We start from the raw sequence: 15964 nt of genomic DNA, 5'->3' as shown, positions 1-15964 counted from the left end.
TCGACGGCATGCGCTGGCGTGTCGTTCCGCTGCTGCTCATCCTCTTCGGGGGGCTCTGGACTGCGCTGGGGCAGTACATCGCGCCGGGAGCGATGGGCGGCGACATGAGCATGGGCGGGATCCACGACAGCCACGCCGCGATGACCATGGGCGGCTTCCGGGACGGCGACCTGGGCATGACCATGGGCGGCCTGACCGGCCACGGCGCCACCGTGTTCTGCTGGGTCGCCGGCGGAGGGATCGCGCTCATCGCGCTGGTGCTGCTCGCCGGCGAGCTGCGCACCGCCCGGAGGCGGGCCCGGGGCTAACCCGCCCCGCCGATGAAGCCGAGGATCAGCCGGTTGACCTCGGCGGGCCTCTCCTGGTGCATGAAGTGCCCGCAGCCGTCGAGCACCTCGACCCGGCACTCGGCGGTGCAGTACTCCGCCCCCTCGCGGAAGGCCTCGGGGACGAAGAGGCCGTCGTCCGCGCCGGCGACGAACAGCACCGGGGTCCCCAGGGTCTCGGAGGTGACGGTGAGCTGGGCGAGGTTGAGCTCGTCGGACTGGGTGGTGGCGTCGACGGTGTTGCGGTAGTACCCCATCGCCGCCTGGAACACCTCGGGCCGCGACAGCGTGGCCCGGATCTGGCTCATGTCCTCGGGATCGATCGCCAGCCCCGGCGACCAGTCACGCCAGATGTTCTCGACCGCGGCGCAGTCGTCGCCGCTGATCGCCATCTCGTAGATGCCGGGCAGCTGGAAGAACCACATGTACCAGGAGCGCTTCATCTGCTCCCAGTCGGAGATCACCTTCTGGAACGCCAGGGCGTTCTGGGGAACCGCCATGCAGACCAGGCGGGCCATCCGCGCGGGCTCGAGCATGCCCGCGCCGCAGGCGGCGAGCGAACCCCAGTCGTGCCCGATGATCACCGCGCGCTCGTCGCCGCCGAGCGCGTCGAGCAGCGCCAGCGCATCCAGGCAGAGGGTGGCCAGCTGGTACTGGCCGTCGGGGGCGAGGCCGGTGGGATGGTAGCCGCGCATCCACGGTGCCACCGCGTGCCACCCCGCCGCCGCGAGCTCCGGGAGGAGGTGGCGCCAGGTGGGGGCGTGGTCGGGGAAGCCGTGCAGGCAGAGGGCGAGCGGCCCGTCCGCCGGGCCCGCCTCCAGGTAGGCGAAGTCGATCCCGTTGGCCTGGACGCGGCGGATGTCCGTGGTCAGCGTGGCCATTCCGGTCACCTCCTCCTCGAGCGTGCCTTCGAGCGGTTCCGCGCCGGGGTGCTGCGCGGTTTCGGGTCCGCCGCGGGCGCGACGTACCTGGGCGGAATCGGGGTGGGACTGTAGAAGCGGCTGGTCAACCGCCTTCGCGCCAGGAACGGGTACATGACCGCCCCGGCAAGGCCGCCGGCGAGGATCTTGACCGGGACCAGCACGGCCGCGACCGCGGTCTCCGAGGCGTGGCTGAGCGGACCGCGCGAGAAGGCCACGCTGCAGGCCGCGAAGCCGAGGTACATGCCCACGAACACGCAGCCGGCGAAGACCTGCGACTGCAGGAAGCTGGGCCGGCGGTTGCGGATCCGGTACTGCACCACCAGGTAGCCGAGCCCGTAGCCGACCGCCACGGTGATCGGCTCGGGGAGGGTGAGGAAGTGGAGCAGCACCCGGGGGATCTGCCGGCCGCCGGAGGTGAGCAGGGTGAGCACCACGCACGCGGGCACGTAGGCGGCGGTGCCGTGGAGCACCAGGTCCCAGCGCAGCTGTGCGGCGGCCGGCGGCTCGGCGGCGGCGGGCTCCGGAGCCTCAGCCATCGTGCTCGGCGGCGGGCGCCGGGGTGAACGCCGGGGGCTGGGCCTGGGGGAGCGGGTGTGCCTGCGCCGCCGGCTCGGCCCGGATCAGCCGAACGCACAGTGGCGGGCAGAGCAGCAGCACCGCCGCCACCGCGGCGACCACGCCGCACCCGGCCACCAGCCCGAAGCCGCGCAGCAGCGGCGAGCTGCCCGCGGCGAGGGCGAGGAACCCGGCGCAGAGGGTGAGCCCGGAGACGGCGATCGCCGACCCGGTGCGCGCCGAGGTCTGCGCCGCCGCCTCCTCGGCGCCGAGCCCGTCGCGGCGCGCCTCGCGGAACCGCGTCGACCAGATCACCGAGAACTCGGTCGCGAGAGCGACGACCAGGGCGCCGAGCACCGCGGTGATCGGGGTGACCTGGATGCGCAGCGCCACCACCGCCAGGGTGGTCCATCCGGTGGCCAGCACCATCGGGATCAGCGCGACCAGCATCCGGCGGGCGCTCAGGGTGGTGAGCAGCAGCACCACCGCCACCGCGCCGAGGGCGAGCAGGTCGACGAGCAGGCCGGTCCGCGCCACCCCGGCCTCACCGTCGGCGGCGAGCACCGCGGCGCCGGCCAGGCGCGCGGTCACCCCCGGCGGCGGCCGCAGGGCGCCGCGCATCCGCTGGATCAGGGCCTCCTGCTCGTGGAGCGGCGCCAGCGGGATGCCGATGCTGATCGCCGCGTGGGTGGCGTCGCGGGTGACCAGCCCCTGGAGCAGGTAGGCGGGCACCGTCTGCAGGATCTGGTTGGTGGTCTGGGCGTCGGGCGGGGCGCCGCGGTTGACGGTGACCAGCAGGTCGGCGAGCGAGACCGGCTGGGGAGCGTCCTTGGGGAGAAGCGCCTGCAGCCGCCGCTCCGCCGCCAGCATCCAGCTCACCACCGCCGGCGCGGCCACGTTGTCGGAGGAGTCGACGAGCACGTCCACCTCGCCGCCGGCGCCGGTGGCGCGCTCCAGGGTGTCGAGGTCGTGGAGCGCGGGCAGGCCCGCGGAGACGAAGTCGCGCAGGTCGGTGGTGGTGCGCTGCAGCGGGGTCAGCGCCAGCCCGGCGACCCCGGCGACGGCGGCGACGGCCAGGACCGCGCCGCGGTGGCGGAGCCCGAAGCCGCCGAGCCGCGAGGTGAGCCGCTGCAGCGGCGCCCGGGTCTGACCCGCCGCGGCGTGGGGCCGGAGCAGCAGCCCGGGCACCCCGGCGAGGAGCAGGGCGAGCAGTCCGCAGACCGTGCCGATGGCCATGACGGTGCCGAGCGAGCCCACCACCGGGATCGGCGAGACCAGCAGGATCAGCGACCCGGCGACGGTCGCGGCGGCGGCGAGCAGCAGCGCGGGCAGCCGGCGGAGCAGCTCGGCCGGGGTGCGCGCCCCCTCGGCGGCGGCACCGCCGACGCTCACCTGGACCACGTAGTCGGTGATCAGGCCCAGCAGGATGGGGATGGCCGCGATCGCCGCCAGGGTGGTGGGCCGGCGCAGCAGCACCAGCGCGCCGAAGGTGTAGGCGATGCCGATCGCGGCAACCGGCAGGGGGACGAGGCCGAGCAGCCCCGGGAGCAGCAGCAGCAGGATGACCAGCATCGCCACCGCGGCGACCGGGAGGATGACGCGCAGGTCGGTGACCGTCGCCGAGACCAGCCCCTCGGACACCACCGGGGCGCCCGCGACGGTGGTGGTGACGCCGCTCAGCGGGTACCTGGCGAGGAACCCGGTCACCCGCTCGCGGACCGCGCGGACGGTGTTCATCGAGGCGCCGTCCTCGAGCCGCACCACCACCAGGGTCGCCCCCTGGCGGGGGAGGAGCGGCCGGAACAGCGGCTTCACCGCGCCGTCGGAGCGGAAGAGGAACGCGTGGACGAAGCGCGGGTTCTCCAGGCTGGGGATCCCGGTCTCGCGGATCGCCGGGTAGCGGTCGAGCAGCGCCGCGGTCTCCCGGTGGAGCGTGTCCACCTCGGCGGCGCGGGCGGCGGCGTCGGCGTCGGCGGCGGTCTTCCCGGCCTTCACCGCGGCGGCGCGGGCGGCGTCGCCCGCCGCCCTGGCGTCGATCCGCAGCTGCTGGAGGGCGGGGCCGAGCGCGGCGTTCGCCGCCGTGTACACCAGGCCGCCCGGCCCCTGGATGAGCTTGACCCCGGGCAGCTTCCGCAGCTCGCCCTCGAGGGCGGTGAGGGTGACGATGTTCTGGGTGTTGGTGGTGGTCGCCCACGGCCCCCGCACCAGGATCACCACCGGGTCGCCGCCGAACTGCCGCGCGTACTCGGCGGTGGCGTCGGCCGAGTCCGACGACGCCGGCGCCAGGGTGCGCGGCCCGGCGTCGAGGTCCAGGTGCCGTGCCAGCGCGATCGCCCCGGCCACGAGGAGCACGCTGAACAGGAGGGCGGCGACCACGCGGCCACGGATCCGGGTCATGGGTGGCCCAGGGTACACAGCCGGTCGGCCCCGCTAGCCGCCGAAGAGCACCGAGAAGAGCGTGTCCGGGCGCGACCGACCACCGCCGCCCGCGGCCAGCGGCGAGCCGGCCCCGGGGGCCTCGGCACCGGTGGGCCCGCCGAGCAGGCTGCGCTCGCCGAGCCCGAACTGCACCTTCCAGTAGTCGAGGCCGTTGGCGGTGCTGCGGCCGAACCCGTCCCGGAGCTCGACGATCAGCTGGTCGATGTCCGCCTGCGCGGGCAGCAGGCCGCTCTCGAAGAAGGGCCGGAAGTCGGTCAGGGTCTGGTTCAGCTGGCTGAGCGCCGGGGGCAGCTTGCTCAGCGAGGCCAGCGCGCTCGGCTCGTTGCCGGCGAAGGTCTGGTTCAGGGTGGTGAGGTCGGCGATCGCAGAGTCGAGGGTGGGGCCGAGGTGCGCCGACTGGGCGCTGACCACGCTGCCGAACCGCCCCGCGTCGCCGATCAGGGCGTCGAGGTGCGAGCCGGCGAGCTGGCCCATCACCGCGTGGCTGTGGTCGAGGATGGAGGCCATCCGGCCGCTGTCGGTGCTCAGCTGCTGGCTGATGGGGATCAGCCCGCCGAGGAACGCTCGGGTGTCCGCGGTCACCGCGCGGAGGTCCTGGCCGCGGCCGTCGACCCCGGCGCCGAGCTGGCGCATGATCGTCTGGAACCCGGCCCGGGGGTCGGCGGTCATCGCCGAGACGATGTCGTCGACGTAGACCGGCGAGCTGGTGCTGGCGAGCCCCACGTTGCCGTCGCTGGCCAGCAGCGGGCCGATCCCCGGGTCGGTGATCGCCACCACCGGGTGGCCCACCGAGCTGGTCGGGGTGATGGTCGCGGTCACCCCCCGGTGGACCGGGCTTCGGCCGCTGTCGAACTCCATGCGCACGTGGGCATGGCCGTCCTGGACGTCGACGCCCTGGACCTGTCCCACCACCGCGCCGTTGACCAGCACCTGCTGGCCGACCCTCACGCCGACCGCGTCGGGGAAGTCCGCGCTCAGCCGGTACGGCGCCTGGAGCGGCGGCACCACCCGCATCCCCAGCGCGGCGATGAACACCTGCACCAGGAAGATGCCGGCGATCACGATGAACACCGCCCCGGCGACGGTGGCGGCGGTGCGGTAGGAGCGGCTGCCGGTCTGCATGCTCAGCCTCCGTAGACCAGGTCGAGCATGCCCATGAGCACGCTGCTCGGCACCGGGGGCGTCCCCGGCAGCGGCGCCGGCGGCGCCGCGGGCGCGGCGGCGCCGCGGCTGGCGGCGCGCGACTGCGACCCCTGGGCGCCGGCGATCCCGCTCGGCGAGTCCGGCCCGAACAGGGGCAGCAGGCGCAGGAAGTAGCCGTTGGCGTCGGGCTGCGAGGTGGCCGAGGCGAGCTCCTTCATCCAGGTCGCGAAGCTGGGCAGCTGCGGGGTCAGGGCGTCGACGATCGGACGCGCCTGGTCGACGAGGGCATCGGTGTTGCGGGTCACCGCGTCGAGCTCGGCGAGGGTGCTGCCCAACCCCTGGGTGCGGTCGTGGAGCACGCTGTCGAGACGGCCGAATGTGTCGGCGGCGTCGCCGATCACCGCCTGCAGGTTGGCGGTGTCGGGCGCGAGCGCACCGAGGAAGCCGTTGCCGCTGCGGAAGATGCCGGCGAGGGCCGCCGACCGGTCCGCGAGCACCCCGGTGTCGGTGCGCAGGGTGGCGAGCAGCTCGCCCAGCTGCGGCGAGTCGAACGCGTGGAAGCTCGCCCCGGTCGAGCCCAGGGTCGGCTCCGACTGCCGGATCAGGCCGGCGATGTCGCCCGCGCGTCCTCTCACCCCGCTCCCGAGCTGGGTGAGGAAGCCGGCCAGCGCCGACCGCGTCGCCGGGTCGAGGGTGTTCAGCACCTGGTCGAGCTGGACCGGCGTGGCCGTCCGCCCCGGCGGCAGCAGCGCCCCGTCGGCGAGCTCCGGCCGCGAGGCGGTGCCCGGGTTCACCTCGACGTAGCTCTCCCCCACCAGGCTCTTCAGCCGCACCGTCGCGGTGGCGTCGTCGTGCAGCCGGATCCCGGAGTCGTCGATGCGCAGCACCGCGTCGGCGAGACCGTCGACGGGGGTGAGGTCGCCCACCCGGCCGACCCGCACCCCGTGGATCTCCACGAAGTCGTTGGTGCCGAGGTTGATCGTGTTGGCGAAGCGCGCGTGCACCGAGTAGCGGTGCGCGTAGGGGTTGCCCTGGGCCAGGCTCACCGCGAAGACGAGGTAGAGGACGAACACGATGATGACGGCGCCGACCACGCCGGCCCAGAGCGGCGGGATGCGGGTGAGCAGCACCGGGTAGAGCCGGGTCCTGATCCGGGGGCCGCGCGGCGCGGGTGCGGTGATCACTTGAACAGTTCCCCCCACAGCCGGGCGTTGGGGTCGCCCCCCGGCGGCGCCGGGGTGCGCGACGGCGGCGACGGCACCGTCCCCGGCGGGAACGGCTGGTCGGGGAACTGCTCGCCGGGGATGTTCTCGACGAGGCTCGCCTCGCCCATCTGCGGCAGCACCCGGATGTAGTTGCCGTTCTGGTCGGCGCCCGCCGCGGTGCGCTGCAGCCCCACCAGCAGCTGCCGGATCTGCGGCGCCAGCGGCTCGAGGTTGGCGAGGAACGGGTTGACCTCGCTGAGCAGCGAGTCGAGCGTGCGCAGCGTGCCCGGCAGCTCGGTGAACAGGCCGCGCAGCTCGGGGATGCGCTGGCCCACGATCGCCGTGCCCGTGGTCATCGAGGTCGCCGCCTGCTGCAGCGCCCGGTCGACCTGGCCGCCGTGGCTGTCGAAGGTCGCCAGGCCCTGGTTGAGGTCGGCGACCGCACGGGCGACGCCGGCGCGGTCGCTCGCCGCCTTGGTGGCGAGCTGGTCGTAGTCGGAGATCATGGTGTCGAGCGCGGCGGTGCGCTGGGAGAGGCTGGCCATCGCCGGGTCGAGCGCCTCGACGGCGAGGTGCAGCTGCTGCAGGGCGGCGTTGAGGTCGGCCGCGGAGCCGCCGGCGAGCCCGGTCTGCGCCTGGGTGATGAGCGTCCGGATCTCGGCGCGGGTGGCGGTGTCGAGGGTGTCGACGACGCTGTCGAGACCGATCGCCGACGCCGTCTGCGACATCGGCACGCCCGCGCCGTCGGGCAGCGGTGCGGCCGACGAGGGCCCGTCGACGATCCGCACGTACTGCTCCGCGAACAGCCCGAGCGAGCGCACGCTGATCTGCGCCCCCTGGTGCAGCGGCGCGTACGTGGGGTCGAGGGACAGCCGGACGTCGACGCCGCGGCTGGGGTTGGGGCTGATGTCGTCGACCTGTCCCACCTCGACCCCGTGCAGGCGCACGGTCTGGTGGTCGAAGAGGCCGTTGACGTCGCCGATGGTGGCGGTGACCCGGTAGCCGCCCTGGTCGTGCACCGAGATCAGCTCGATCACCGCGCCCACCGCCACCAGCAGCAGCGCGAAGCCGCCGAGCACCAGGACGACCTGTCCCCAGGAGGAGCGGAGCAGGGTGCGCACCCTCACATCCCTCCGAAGAGCAGCGCCCACAGCGGAGAGTCGCTGAGCAGGAGATCCACGGCGGAGCCGGCCGGCGCCCCCGAGGGCCGGGGCGGGAAGCCGGGCGCGGCCGGCTGGCCGCCGGGCGGCGTCACCACCGCCTCCGGACGGCGATCGCCGTTCTGCTGCTGGCTCATCGCATCCGAGCCGGTGAGCACGAGCACGCGAACGTAGTGGTTGTTGCCGTCGACCGCGCTCCAGGTGCTGCGCAGCTCGGGGAGCAGGGCCACGTAGCTCGGCAGCCCGGGCCGCAGCTTCTCCACCGTGGGCGCGAGCGTCGAGCCCAGCGCCGCGGTCTGGCCGAGCGCCGGGCCGGCGCCCTGCAGGGTGTCGCGCAGTCCCGCCTGGGTGCGGGGGTCGAGCACGCTGCTGAACTCCTTCGCGAGGGTGTCGCCGCTGTCGATCAGGGTACGGAGCGAGCCCCTGTCGCGGTCGAGGGTGCCGAACGCGGCGCTTGCGTTGGTGACCAGGCCGCCGAGGTCGCCCTGCTGCGCGGCGAGGTCGCGGGTGACCGCGTCCGCCGATGCGATGAGGTGGCGAACGTCATCGGAGCGATGGGCGACGGCGCCGGTCAGCGGCTGCATGTCGGTGACCAGGGTGCGCAGGTCGCGGATGGCGGTGTTGACGTCGCCCCCGCGCCCGTTCGTCGCCGTTCCCAGCGAGCCGAGCAGCGCGCCCATGCTCGCCCGGGTGGGCTGGTCGAGCATCCCGAGCACGTCGTTGAGCTCCACGCTCATGGTGCCGCGCTGGGCGAGGGTGCTGTCCGAGGCGAGCAGGGGCTGCCCCGGGGTCCCGGGATCGATGTTCACGAAGTGCTCGCCGAGCAGGCTCTTGATGCGGATCGACGCGGTGGCGTCGCGGTGGACGGTGCTCTGCCAGCGGTCGAGCAGCCGCATCGTGACCCTCGCCCCCTGCGGGGTCAGGCTCACCTCCTCGACCCGGCCCGCGGTGGCACCGCCGATGGTCACGGTGCTGTCGGGGATCACCCCCTCGGCGTCGGCGAAGATCGCGGAGACGTGGTACTGGGAGGTGAGCGGCAGCGGGGCGCCGATCAGGTGGATGGTCCCGAGGATGCCGGCGAAGCAGGTGGCGACGAAGCACGCGATCAGCGCGGTCTTGCCGGCGAGGGTGAGGTGGATCCGCTCGTCGAACCAGGTCTGGCTGTTGCGGGGCTCCTGAGACGGTGCCATCGCCGGCCTCCTCAGTGCCCGCGCGGGAAGCTGCACGGGGGCAGGCCTCCCGCGACCGTGGTCGCGCAGTCGTCACGGCCGAAGGCCCGGACGTAGTAGCCGAGCGAGTCGCGGGCGCTGAACGAGCTGCGCAGCTGCGCCAGCAGACCGCGGAGCTGGGCGGCCTGCGGGCTCACCCCCACGGTGTCGGTGTCGGCGGTGTGCAGGAAGCCGCGCATCTCGTCGAGCAGCGCCGGGGCGTTGGCCACCAGGGCGCGGCCGTCGGCGCCCTCGCCGGCGATCGCCCGCGCCAGCGTCGCCAGGCTCTGGTCGGCGGTGGTGATCGTCTGGGTGATGACGTCGCGGTCGCCGGCGAGCGCCGCCAGCAGCTGGTCGGAGGAGTTCACCGCGCTCTCGATCCGCGCCTGGCGCTGGGCCAGGCTGGTGAGCAGGCTGTCGGCGCCGCTCAGCAGGTGGTCGATGGTCTGCACCTTGGCGTCGGTGACCAGCAGGGTGGCGGTCAGCGATCGCTCCAGCTGCGGCAGCCGCTGGAGCAGCTGGTTGAGGGTCTCGCCCCGGCCCGCGAGCGCCGCGCCGCCCTGGGTGAGCAGCTGGTTCATCTTCGTCCGGGTGTCGGTGTCGAGGATGCGGAGCACCTGCTCGAGCTCGACCGGGACGGTGGTGTGGCCGATCGGGATGGTCGCCCCGTCGGGCAGCCCGGGTGCGGCGGCGCTGCCCGGGTCGATGTCCACGTACTTGTCGCCGATCAGCGTGAACGGGCGCACCCGGGCGCTCCCGTCGGCGTGGATCGGCGCGTACCTCTTGTCGATCACCATGGTGACGACGACGTGGCCGCCGTCGGCGGGGTCGACCTCGGTGACCTTGCCCGCCTGGACGCCGCTGATGCGCACGTCCTGGTCCTTCAGCAGCAGGTCGGCGTTGCTGAACTCCGCCTTGACCAGGTAGCGGGGCGACCACGGCAGCCCGCTGCTGTTCATGTTCGAGGCGAGGAACATCGCCAGGCCGGTGAGCCCGGCGGTGAAGCCGCCGAACTGGAGGACGTGCTTGAGGTCGGGTCGCATCGTCAGCGCCCCCCGGTGAGGAACTGCATCACCTGCGTCCTGGTGGCCGTGCCCGGCGGCGCCGGAGTGCCCGGAGGCAGGCTCAGGTCCTGCATCGCGGCGGTCGCCGACACCATCAGCCGGTTGGCGTCGGAGAAGGGGGCCCACACCCCGTCGGCGAGCTGGATGAGCACCCGCTGGATGTCCGGCAGGCTGGACTCGATGGTGGTGAGCGTGGGATCGGTGGCCCGGAGCAGGCCCTGCAGCTTCGCCTCCAGCGCGGGGAGGCGGGCGAGCACGTCGCGGAACTGTCCCTCGTGGCCGCTGAAGGCGCTGTTCAGCTCGCCGAGCACGGTGCCCAGCCTCGACAGCATGTCGCGGAGCTGGGCGTCGCGGGCGGCCACCGCGGCGGTCACGGTCGCGGCGTTGCCGGTGAACTGGTCGATGACCCCGCTGCTCTGGAGGGTGGCGAGGGTCGACACCACCGTGTCGAGGTTGCTGAGCAGCGGTCCGATGCTGTCGTCCCGCGACTGCAGGGTGGTGGCCAGCCCCTGGGCCTGGTCGACGAGGCTGAGCAGCTCGGCGAGATCGTGGTTGGCGGTCGCGCCGTTGCCCGCCATGCCGGCGCCGAGGTCGGTGAGGAAGCTCTGCAGGCCGGCGCGGGTGGGGGCGTCGAAGGCGTTGAGGACGTCCTCCACCTCGACCGGGTTGGCGGTGGTGCTGGCGAGCATGCCGTAGTCGGCGACCGGGGCGCCGTGCTGTCCCGGCACCAGCTCGATGAAGCGCTCGCCGGCCAGCCCCTTGGGACGGATGCTGGTGGTGGTGTCGCTGCGCAGCGGGCGGACGTCGCCGGTGATGCCCAGGGTGAGGATCGCCGAGTGGTCGCCGATCTGGAGGTCGAGGATGCGCCCGGCGGGCACCCCGGCGACAGCCACGCGGTTGCCCTGGATCAGCCCGTCGGCGTCGGTGACCCGCACCTTGACGTGGTAGTCCCAGGTGCCGGTGAGCCCGTTCTTCGCGACCACGAACCCGGTGAGCGCGAGCGACAGCCCGAGCACGCCGCCGACGAGCGCGATGCCGATCTGACGAGGTCGCATCTCCTCCCCTCCTCAGTCCATCGTGAGCGGGCCGTCGGCGGTCCCGTGCATGAACTGGTGGACGAAGGGGTCCTGGGACTTGTAGACCTCGTCGCGGGGGCCGAACTGGCGCACCTCGCCCTGCCACAGGATGGCGATCCGGTGGCCGGTCTTGGCCACCTCGGTGACGTCGTGGGAGACGATCACGTAGGTGCCGCCCTTGGCCTTCCAGGTGTCCTCGATGAGGTCGCAGAGCAGCCGGGTGCGCACCGGGTCGAGGCCGGAGTCGGGCTCGTCGAAGAGCAGCAGCTCCGGGTCCATGACCAGGGCCCGGGCGAGGCCGGCGCGCTTGCGCATGCCGCCGCTGAGCTGGTTGGGCATCCTGCTCTCGGTTCCGGAGAGGCCGACGTCCTTGAGCCGGGCGCGCACGATCTCGCGGATCTTGGTCTCGCTGAGGTCGGTGTGCTTGCGCAGCGGCAGCGCGATGTTGTCGAAGACGTTGATGGAGCTGAACAGCGCGCCGTCCTGGAAGAGCATGCCCATGCGCTTGCGCATCTCGTTCAGCTCTCGCTGGTTGCGATCGGCCACGGGACGACCGTCGACCATCAGGCTGCCGCCGTCGGGCATGAGCAGCCCGATGATGTGGGAGAGGAAGACGCTCTTCCCGGTTCCCGAGGGACCCATGATGATGGTGACCTCGCCCTCGGGGATCTCCAGGCAGACGTCGCTCAGCACCACGTTCTGGTCGAACTGCTTGCGGAGGTGGTCGGCGACGACCTGCATCGGCGGGCTCCCTATCTCGGTGTGGTCACGGGATCGGCGCCCGCGGGTTCACGCCCCAGAAGAGCTGGGTGAAGACCGCGTTCGCGATGATCACGAAGATCATGCTGATGCCGGTGGTCTTGGCGGCGGCCCGGCCAACCCCTGCCGAGCCCCCGCGCACGTTGTAGCCGTAGAAGACCCCGGTCATGATCGTGCACAGCGCGAAGCTCATCGCCTTGATCAGCGAGTACACGAAGTCGAGCGGGTTCATGAACCGCCAGAAGTAGTCCAGGTAGATGCCCTGGGACAGCTGGTGGATCTGGAAGATCTGCACCACGTAGGAGGCGATGAAGCCGCTGGTCAGCGCGGCCACGTGGAGCAGCGGCAGCACGATCAGGCAGGCGAGGATGCGGGTGCTCACCAGGTAGTGGATGGTGTTCACCCCGAGGGTCTCGAGGGCGTCGATCTCCTGGGAGATGCGCATCGTCCCCAGCTCGGCGGCGAGCCCGCAGCCCACCTTGGCGCCCACCGCGAAGCCGAAGTAGATGGGGATGCACTCGCGCAGGTCGCAGAAGGCGTTGAAGACGCCGCCGAGGTCCTGGACGCCGATGATCTTCAGCGAGTACCAGGACTCCAGCCCGCACTCCGCGCCCATGAAGTAGGCGATGCAGACCACGATCGGCAGGGTGGAGAGGGCGACGTAGGCGGCGAACCGGAAGAACTCCTCCTGGTGCTTGGGCACGGTGCGCATGCCCCAGAGCGCCCGGCCGAAGAAGAGGAAGATCTCGCCCAGCTCGCGCACCGCGCCGGTGGTCTTGCGAGCGGCGACGCTCAGCGGGCCCACACTCGCGGGGGCGACCGCGACCTCAGCCATGCTGTGCGGCGCCGCTCACTTGAGCACGTTCACGGAGCTGTTGAGCGCCATCAGGATCGAGGTGACCAGGTAGTTGACGCTCATCGCCATGATGATCGACATCACCACCGCCTCGTTCACGGCGCGGCCGACGCCCCGGCCGCCGCCGGCGGCGCTCATCCCCTTGTAGCAGGCGATGATCCCGCCGAACATCCCGAAGCAGGCGCACTTCACCACCCCGATGAGCACGTCCACCGAGGTGGTCTGGTTGAAGAAGTCGTGCCAGTAGCCGCCGGTGCTGGCGCCGCGCAGGTAGACGGCGGCGAGCCAGCCGGTGAAGAGGCTGCTCACCATCATCGGGAAGAGCATCGCGCTGGTCATGACGATCATCGAGAGCACCCGCGGGGTGACCATCTCGCGGACCACGTCGATGCCCAGGGTGCTCATCGCCGCCAGCTCGTCGCGCACCTTGCGGGCGCCCATGTCGGCGACGATCGCGGTGCCCGCCACCCCCATGGCGATGTCACCCATGACGAAGGCGTCGAACTCACGGATGTGGGACATCGCCTCGAACCCGCCCAGACGCCAGGAGGCCTGGGCGAGCTGGAGCAGGTTCCCCGCCTCCAGCGAGACCATCGTCCCCCACCCCAGGCCGATGAGCAGGACCGGGATGATCATCCGCTTGAAGAAGATGTCGCACTGGTGGATGAACTCCTCCCAGACGACCCCGGTGCGGAGCGACGTGAAGACCGCGCCCCCGAGCAGCACCATCTCGCCGAGCGCCTCGAGCCCCTTCCGGCCGGGCCGGAGGCCGCGGACGATGATCTGGCCGAGCTCGTCGGTCAGCGGTGGGTTCAGCGGCCCCTCGTAGACGCCCTCAGACGCCACCGCCGGCCTCCGTCACAGCCGCCATCGCCGGACCTCCCCCTGGTGGTGGCGCCCTCCGCCCTCCCTCCCGACGGGACGGACCGGCCAGCGGTGGGAAGTCTGGCATCCCCGATAGCTGCCGAACAATCGCACGAACGGGGGAACCGGGCTCCCCCTTTCTCGGTGGCGGAGTCGGCGGAAACGGGGGGCCGGGTCAGCCGCGGGCGGCGATGGAGGGCGACGTGCAATCCTGTCCGCCGGGGATCCCGGTCGCGACTCCCCGAGCGAGGAACGGAGGAGTGAGCAGGGTGAAGATCGACACCCACCTCGGCGACCTGACCGGCGCGGCGGAGCGCGCGGTGGCGCTCGAGGAGGCGGGCTTCGACGGGCTGATGAGCATCGAGACCCAGCACGACCCGTTCCTCCCCCTCGCCGTCGCCGCCGAGCACACCCGGCGGGTCGACCTGATCACCGGGATCGCGGTCGGGTTCGCCCGCAACCCGATGACCCTGGCCCACACCGGCCACGATCTGCAGGCGTACTCGAAGGGCCGCTTCATCCTCGGCCTGGGGTCGCAGATCCGGCCCCACATCGAGAAGCGCTTCAGCATGACCTGGTCGCACCCGGCCCCGCGGATGCGCGAGATGATCAGCGCCATCCGGGCGATCTGGGAGGCGTGGGACACCGGGTCGAAGCTCGACTTCCGCGGCGACTTCTACACCCACACCCTGATGACGCCGTTCTTCAACCCCGGGCCCAACCCTCACGGCACCCCCCGCATCTTCCTCGCCGCGGTCGGCGAGGCGATGACCGAGGTGGCCGCCGAGGTGGCCGACGGGGTCATCCTCCACGCCTTCACCAACGAGCGCTACCTCCGCGAGGTCACCCTCCCCGCGGTCGAGCGCGGGCTCGCCCGGGCCGGCCGCCGCCGCGAGGACTTCGAGGTCTCCCTGCCCTGCTTCGTGGTCACCGGCGAGGAGCCGGCGGACGTCGACGCGCTCCGCTCGGCGGTGCGCGCCCAGATCTCCTTCTACGGGTCCACCCCCGCCTACCGTGGCGCTCTGGACGTCCACGGCTGGGGCGACCTGCAGGCAGAGCTCAACGGCCTCTCCAAGCAGGGACGCTGGACGGAGATGGCGGAGCTGATCGACGGCTCGGTGCTCGACGCCTTCGCCGTCCAGGGGGCCCCCGACGAGATCCCGGAGCGCCTGCTGGCGCGCTATGGCGATATCGTCGACCGAGTCAGCTTCTACGCGTTCCCCGGCGGGGGTACCGGCGGGTGGGCGCGCATCGTTGACGGGCTGCGCCGCGGCACCGCACGCAGCGGGACGTGAGGAGGGCCAGGAGGATGCCACGTATCCGTCGCGCCGCGGCCGCAGCCGTCGCCGGGCTGGCGGCGCTGACCGCGCTGGCGGTGGGCCCGGCGCCGCGCACCGTCGCCGCCCCGGCCGCCGCCGCGCTGGTCAGCCACATGGTCAGCTTCCAGGTCAAGAACTCCAACACCTCGGCGGTGCCCTGTCAGAGCGACGGCGCCTCCTACACCATCCACGGCCGGCTGGTCGGCCCCGCCAACCAGCTCGACCCGCTGAACCCGGGCCGCTCGGTGGTGCTCGACCTCCACGGGCTCGGCTACGGCCAGTTCTTCTGGGACTTCGAGATCATCCCCGGGTACGACTGGTCGGAGGCGGTGGCCTCGCACGGAGTCGCCTCGCTGATCATCGACCGGCTCGGCTATGGGGTGAGCAGCCATCCTCCGGGGATGCAGAGCTGCATGGGCGCGCAGGCCGACATCGCCCACCAGGTCGTCCAGGCGCTGCGCACCGGCGCGTACGCGATGGACGGCGCGGCCGGGCTCGGCTTCGTGCGGGTCGGACTGACCGGCCACTCCGCGGGCGGGGCCATCGCCCAGGCCGAGGCCTACTCCTTCCACGACGTCGACGCGCTGATCGTCCTCGCCTGGGCCGACACCGGCGCCTCCCCCAAGGTGCTCGCCGACTTCGCCCAGACCGGCGCGGTCTGCGCCAGCGGCGGCAACCCTCCCGGCTACGCCCCGCTCGGCCAGAGCAAGGACGAGTTCAAGGCGCTGATGTTCCACGACGCCGACCCGGCGGTCGAGGGCGAGGCGACCCGCCTGCGCAACGCCGACCCCTGCGGCGACGACAGCTCCATCCCCGCCGCCATCGCCACCGACGAGCAGAGGGTGGCATCGATCCAGGTGCCCGTGCTGCTGGCGATCGGCGCCGACGACGCGATCTTCCCGCCGCCCTCGCAGGACCGGCAGAAGAGCATGTACACCGGGACCAAGGACGTCACCGCCCTCACCGTCCTCGACACCGGCCACGCCCTGAGCCTCGAGCGCTCCGCCCCGTTCACCCGCGACGCCGTCGCCGCCTGGCTGTGCAAGCGCAGCTTCTGTTGACCGGGG

The 15964-nt window shown here is 72.7% G+C and carries 15 protein-coding genes; 3 read left to right on the top strand and 12 right to left on the bottom strand.

From position 1 onward, the window contains the following. The first annotated feature begins 8 nt into the window (after positions 1-8). Positions 9-308, top strand: a complete 300-nt coding sequence (locus VGL20_02550; protein HEY2702547.1) for a hypothetical protein — start codon at positions 9-11, stop codon at positions 306-308. On the opposite strand, the gene VGL20_02545 is transcribed toward VGL20_02550, so the two are convergent. From VGL20_02545 to VGL20_02490, 12 genes are read right to left on the bottom strand one after another with little or no spacing between them, the layout of a single operon-like run. Further along, positions 305-1207: an alpha/beta hydrolase gene (locus tag VGL20_02545; GenBank protein ID HEY2702546.1), complete on the bottom strand. Its 903-nt coding sequence runs from the start codon at positions 1205-1207 to the stop codon at positions 305-307. The genes VGL20_02550 and VGL20_02545 overlap by 4 nt on opposite strands. Before the next feature lie 5 nt (positions 1208-1212). Further along, positions 1213-1785 carry a hypothetical protein gene (locus tag VGL20_02540; GenBank protein ID HEY2702545.1) on the bottom strand — a complete coding sequence of 191 codons (573 nt, stop codon included), beginning with the start codon at positions 1783-1785 and terminating at the stop codon, positions 1213-1215. Beyond that, positions 1778-4201 carry an MMPL family transporter gene (locus VGL20_02535; GenBank protein ID HEY2702544.1) on the bottom strand — a complete coding sequence of 808 codons (2424 nt, stop codon included), beginning with the start codon at positions 4199-4201 and terminating at the stop codon, positions 1778-1780. The genes VGL20_02540 and VGL20_02535 overlap by 8 nt, the downstream gene beginning before the upstream one ends. 33 nt (positions 4202-4234) lie before the next feature. Next, the gene (locus VGL20_02530; protein HEY2702543.1) at positions 4235-5365 is read right to left on the bottom strand and encodes an MlaD family protein; all 1131 of its coding nucleotides are present in this window, start codon (positions 5363-5365) and stop codon (positions 4235-4237) included. Positions 5366-5367: 2 nt separating this feature from the next. Beyond that, positions 5368-6570, bottom strand: coding sequence for an MlaD family protein (locus VGL20_02525; protein HEY2702542.1), 1203 nt, complete (start codon positions 6568-6570; stop codon positions 5368-5370). Continuing rightward, a complete protein-coding gene (locus tag VGL20_02520) occupies positions 6567-7712 on the bottom strand; it encodes an MlaD family protein (GenBank protein HEY2702541.1) in 1146 nt (381 codons plus the stop codon). The genes VGL20_02525 and VGL20_02520 overlap by 4 nt, the downstream gene beginning before the upstream one ends. 2 nt (positions 7713-7714) lie before the next feature. Next, positions 7715-8941 carry an MlaD family protein gene (locus tag VGL20_02515; GenBank protein ID HEY2702540.1) on the bottom strand — a complete coding sequence of 409 codons (1227 nt, stop codon included), beginning with the start codon at positions 8939-8941 and terminating at the stop codon, positions 7715-7717. Positions 8942-8952: 11 nt separating this feature from the next. Then, positions 8953-10002: an MlaD family protein gene (locus VGL20_02510; GenBank protein ID HEY2702539.1), complete on the bottom strand. Its 1050-nt coding sequence runs from the start codon at positions 10000-10002 to the stop codon at positions 8953-8955. Positions 10003-10004: 2 nt separating this feature from the next. After that, entirely contained in the window at positions 10005-11078 is a 1074-nt protein-coding gene (locus tag VGL20_02505; GenBank protein ID HEY2702538.1) for an MlaD family protein, read from the bottom strand. A 12-nt stretch (positions 11079-11090) separates the two neighbouring features. Further along, entirely contained in the window at positions 11091-11840 is a 750-nt protein-coding gene (locus VGL20_02500) for an ATP-binding cassette domain-containing protein (GenBank protein HEY2702537.1), read from the bottom strand. 25 nt (positions 11841-11865) lie between these two features. Then, positions 11866-12693 carry an ABC transporter permease gene (locus VGL20_02495; GenBank protein ID HEY2702536.1) on the bottom strand — a complete coding sequence of 276 codons (828 nt, stop codon included), beginning with the start codon at positions 12691-12693 and terminating at the stop codon, positions 11866-11868. 15 nt (positions 12694-12708) lie between these two features. Then, positions 12709-13560, bottom strand: a complete 852-nt coding sequence (locus tag VGL20_02490; GenBank protein HEY2702535.1) for an ABC transporter permease — start codon at positions 13558-13560, stop codon at positions 12709-12711. A 287-nt stretch (positions 13561-13847) separates the two neighbouring features. On the opposite strand from VGL20_02490, the gene VGL20_02485 reads away from it, so the two are divergent. Together VGL20_02485 and VGL20_02480 are read left to right on the top strand one after the other, a co-directional pair. Continuing rightward, entirely contained in the window at positions 13848-14873 is a 1026-nt protein-coding gene (locus VGL20_02485; protein HEY2702534.1) for an LLM class F420-dependent oxidoreductase, read from the top strand. A 14-nt stretch (positions 14874-14887) separates the two neighbouring features. Then, positions 14888-15958 (top strand): alpha/beta hydrolase, encoded by a 1071-nt coding sequence (locus tag VGL20_02480; protein ID HEY2702533.1) that lies wholly within the window; start codon positions 14888-14890, stop codon positions 15956-15958. The last annotated feature ends 6 nt before the right edge of the window (positions 15959-15964 follow it).

This window comes from Candidatus Dormiibacterota bacterium, from assembly GCA_036495095.1.
GTDB lineage: Bacteria > Chloroflexota > Dormibacteria > Aeolococcales > Aeolococcaceae > CF-96.
Note: the sequence above shows the minus strand (reverse complement) of the source record. Positions and strands in the feature narration are given on the sequence as shown.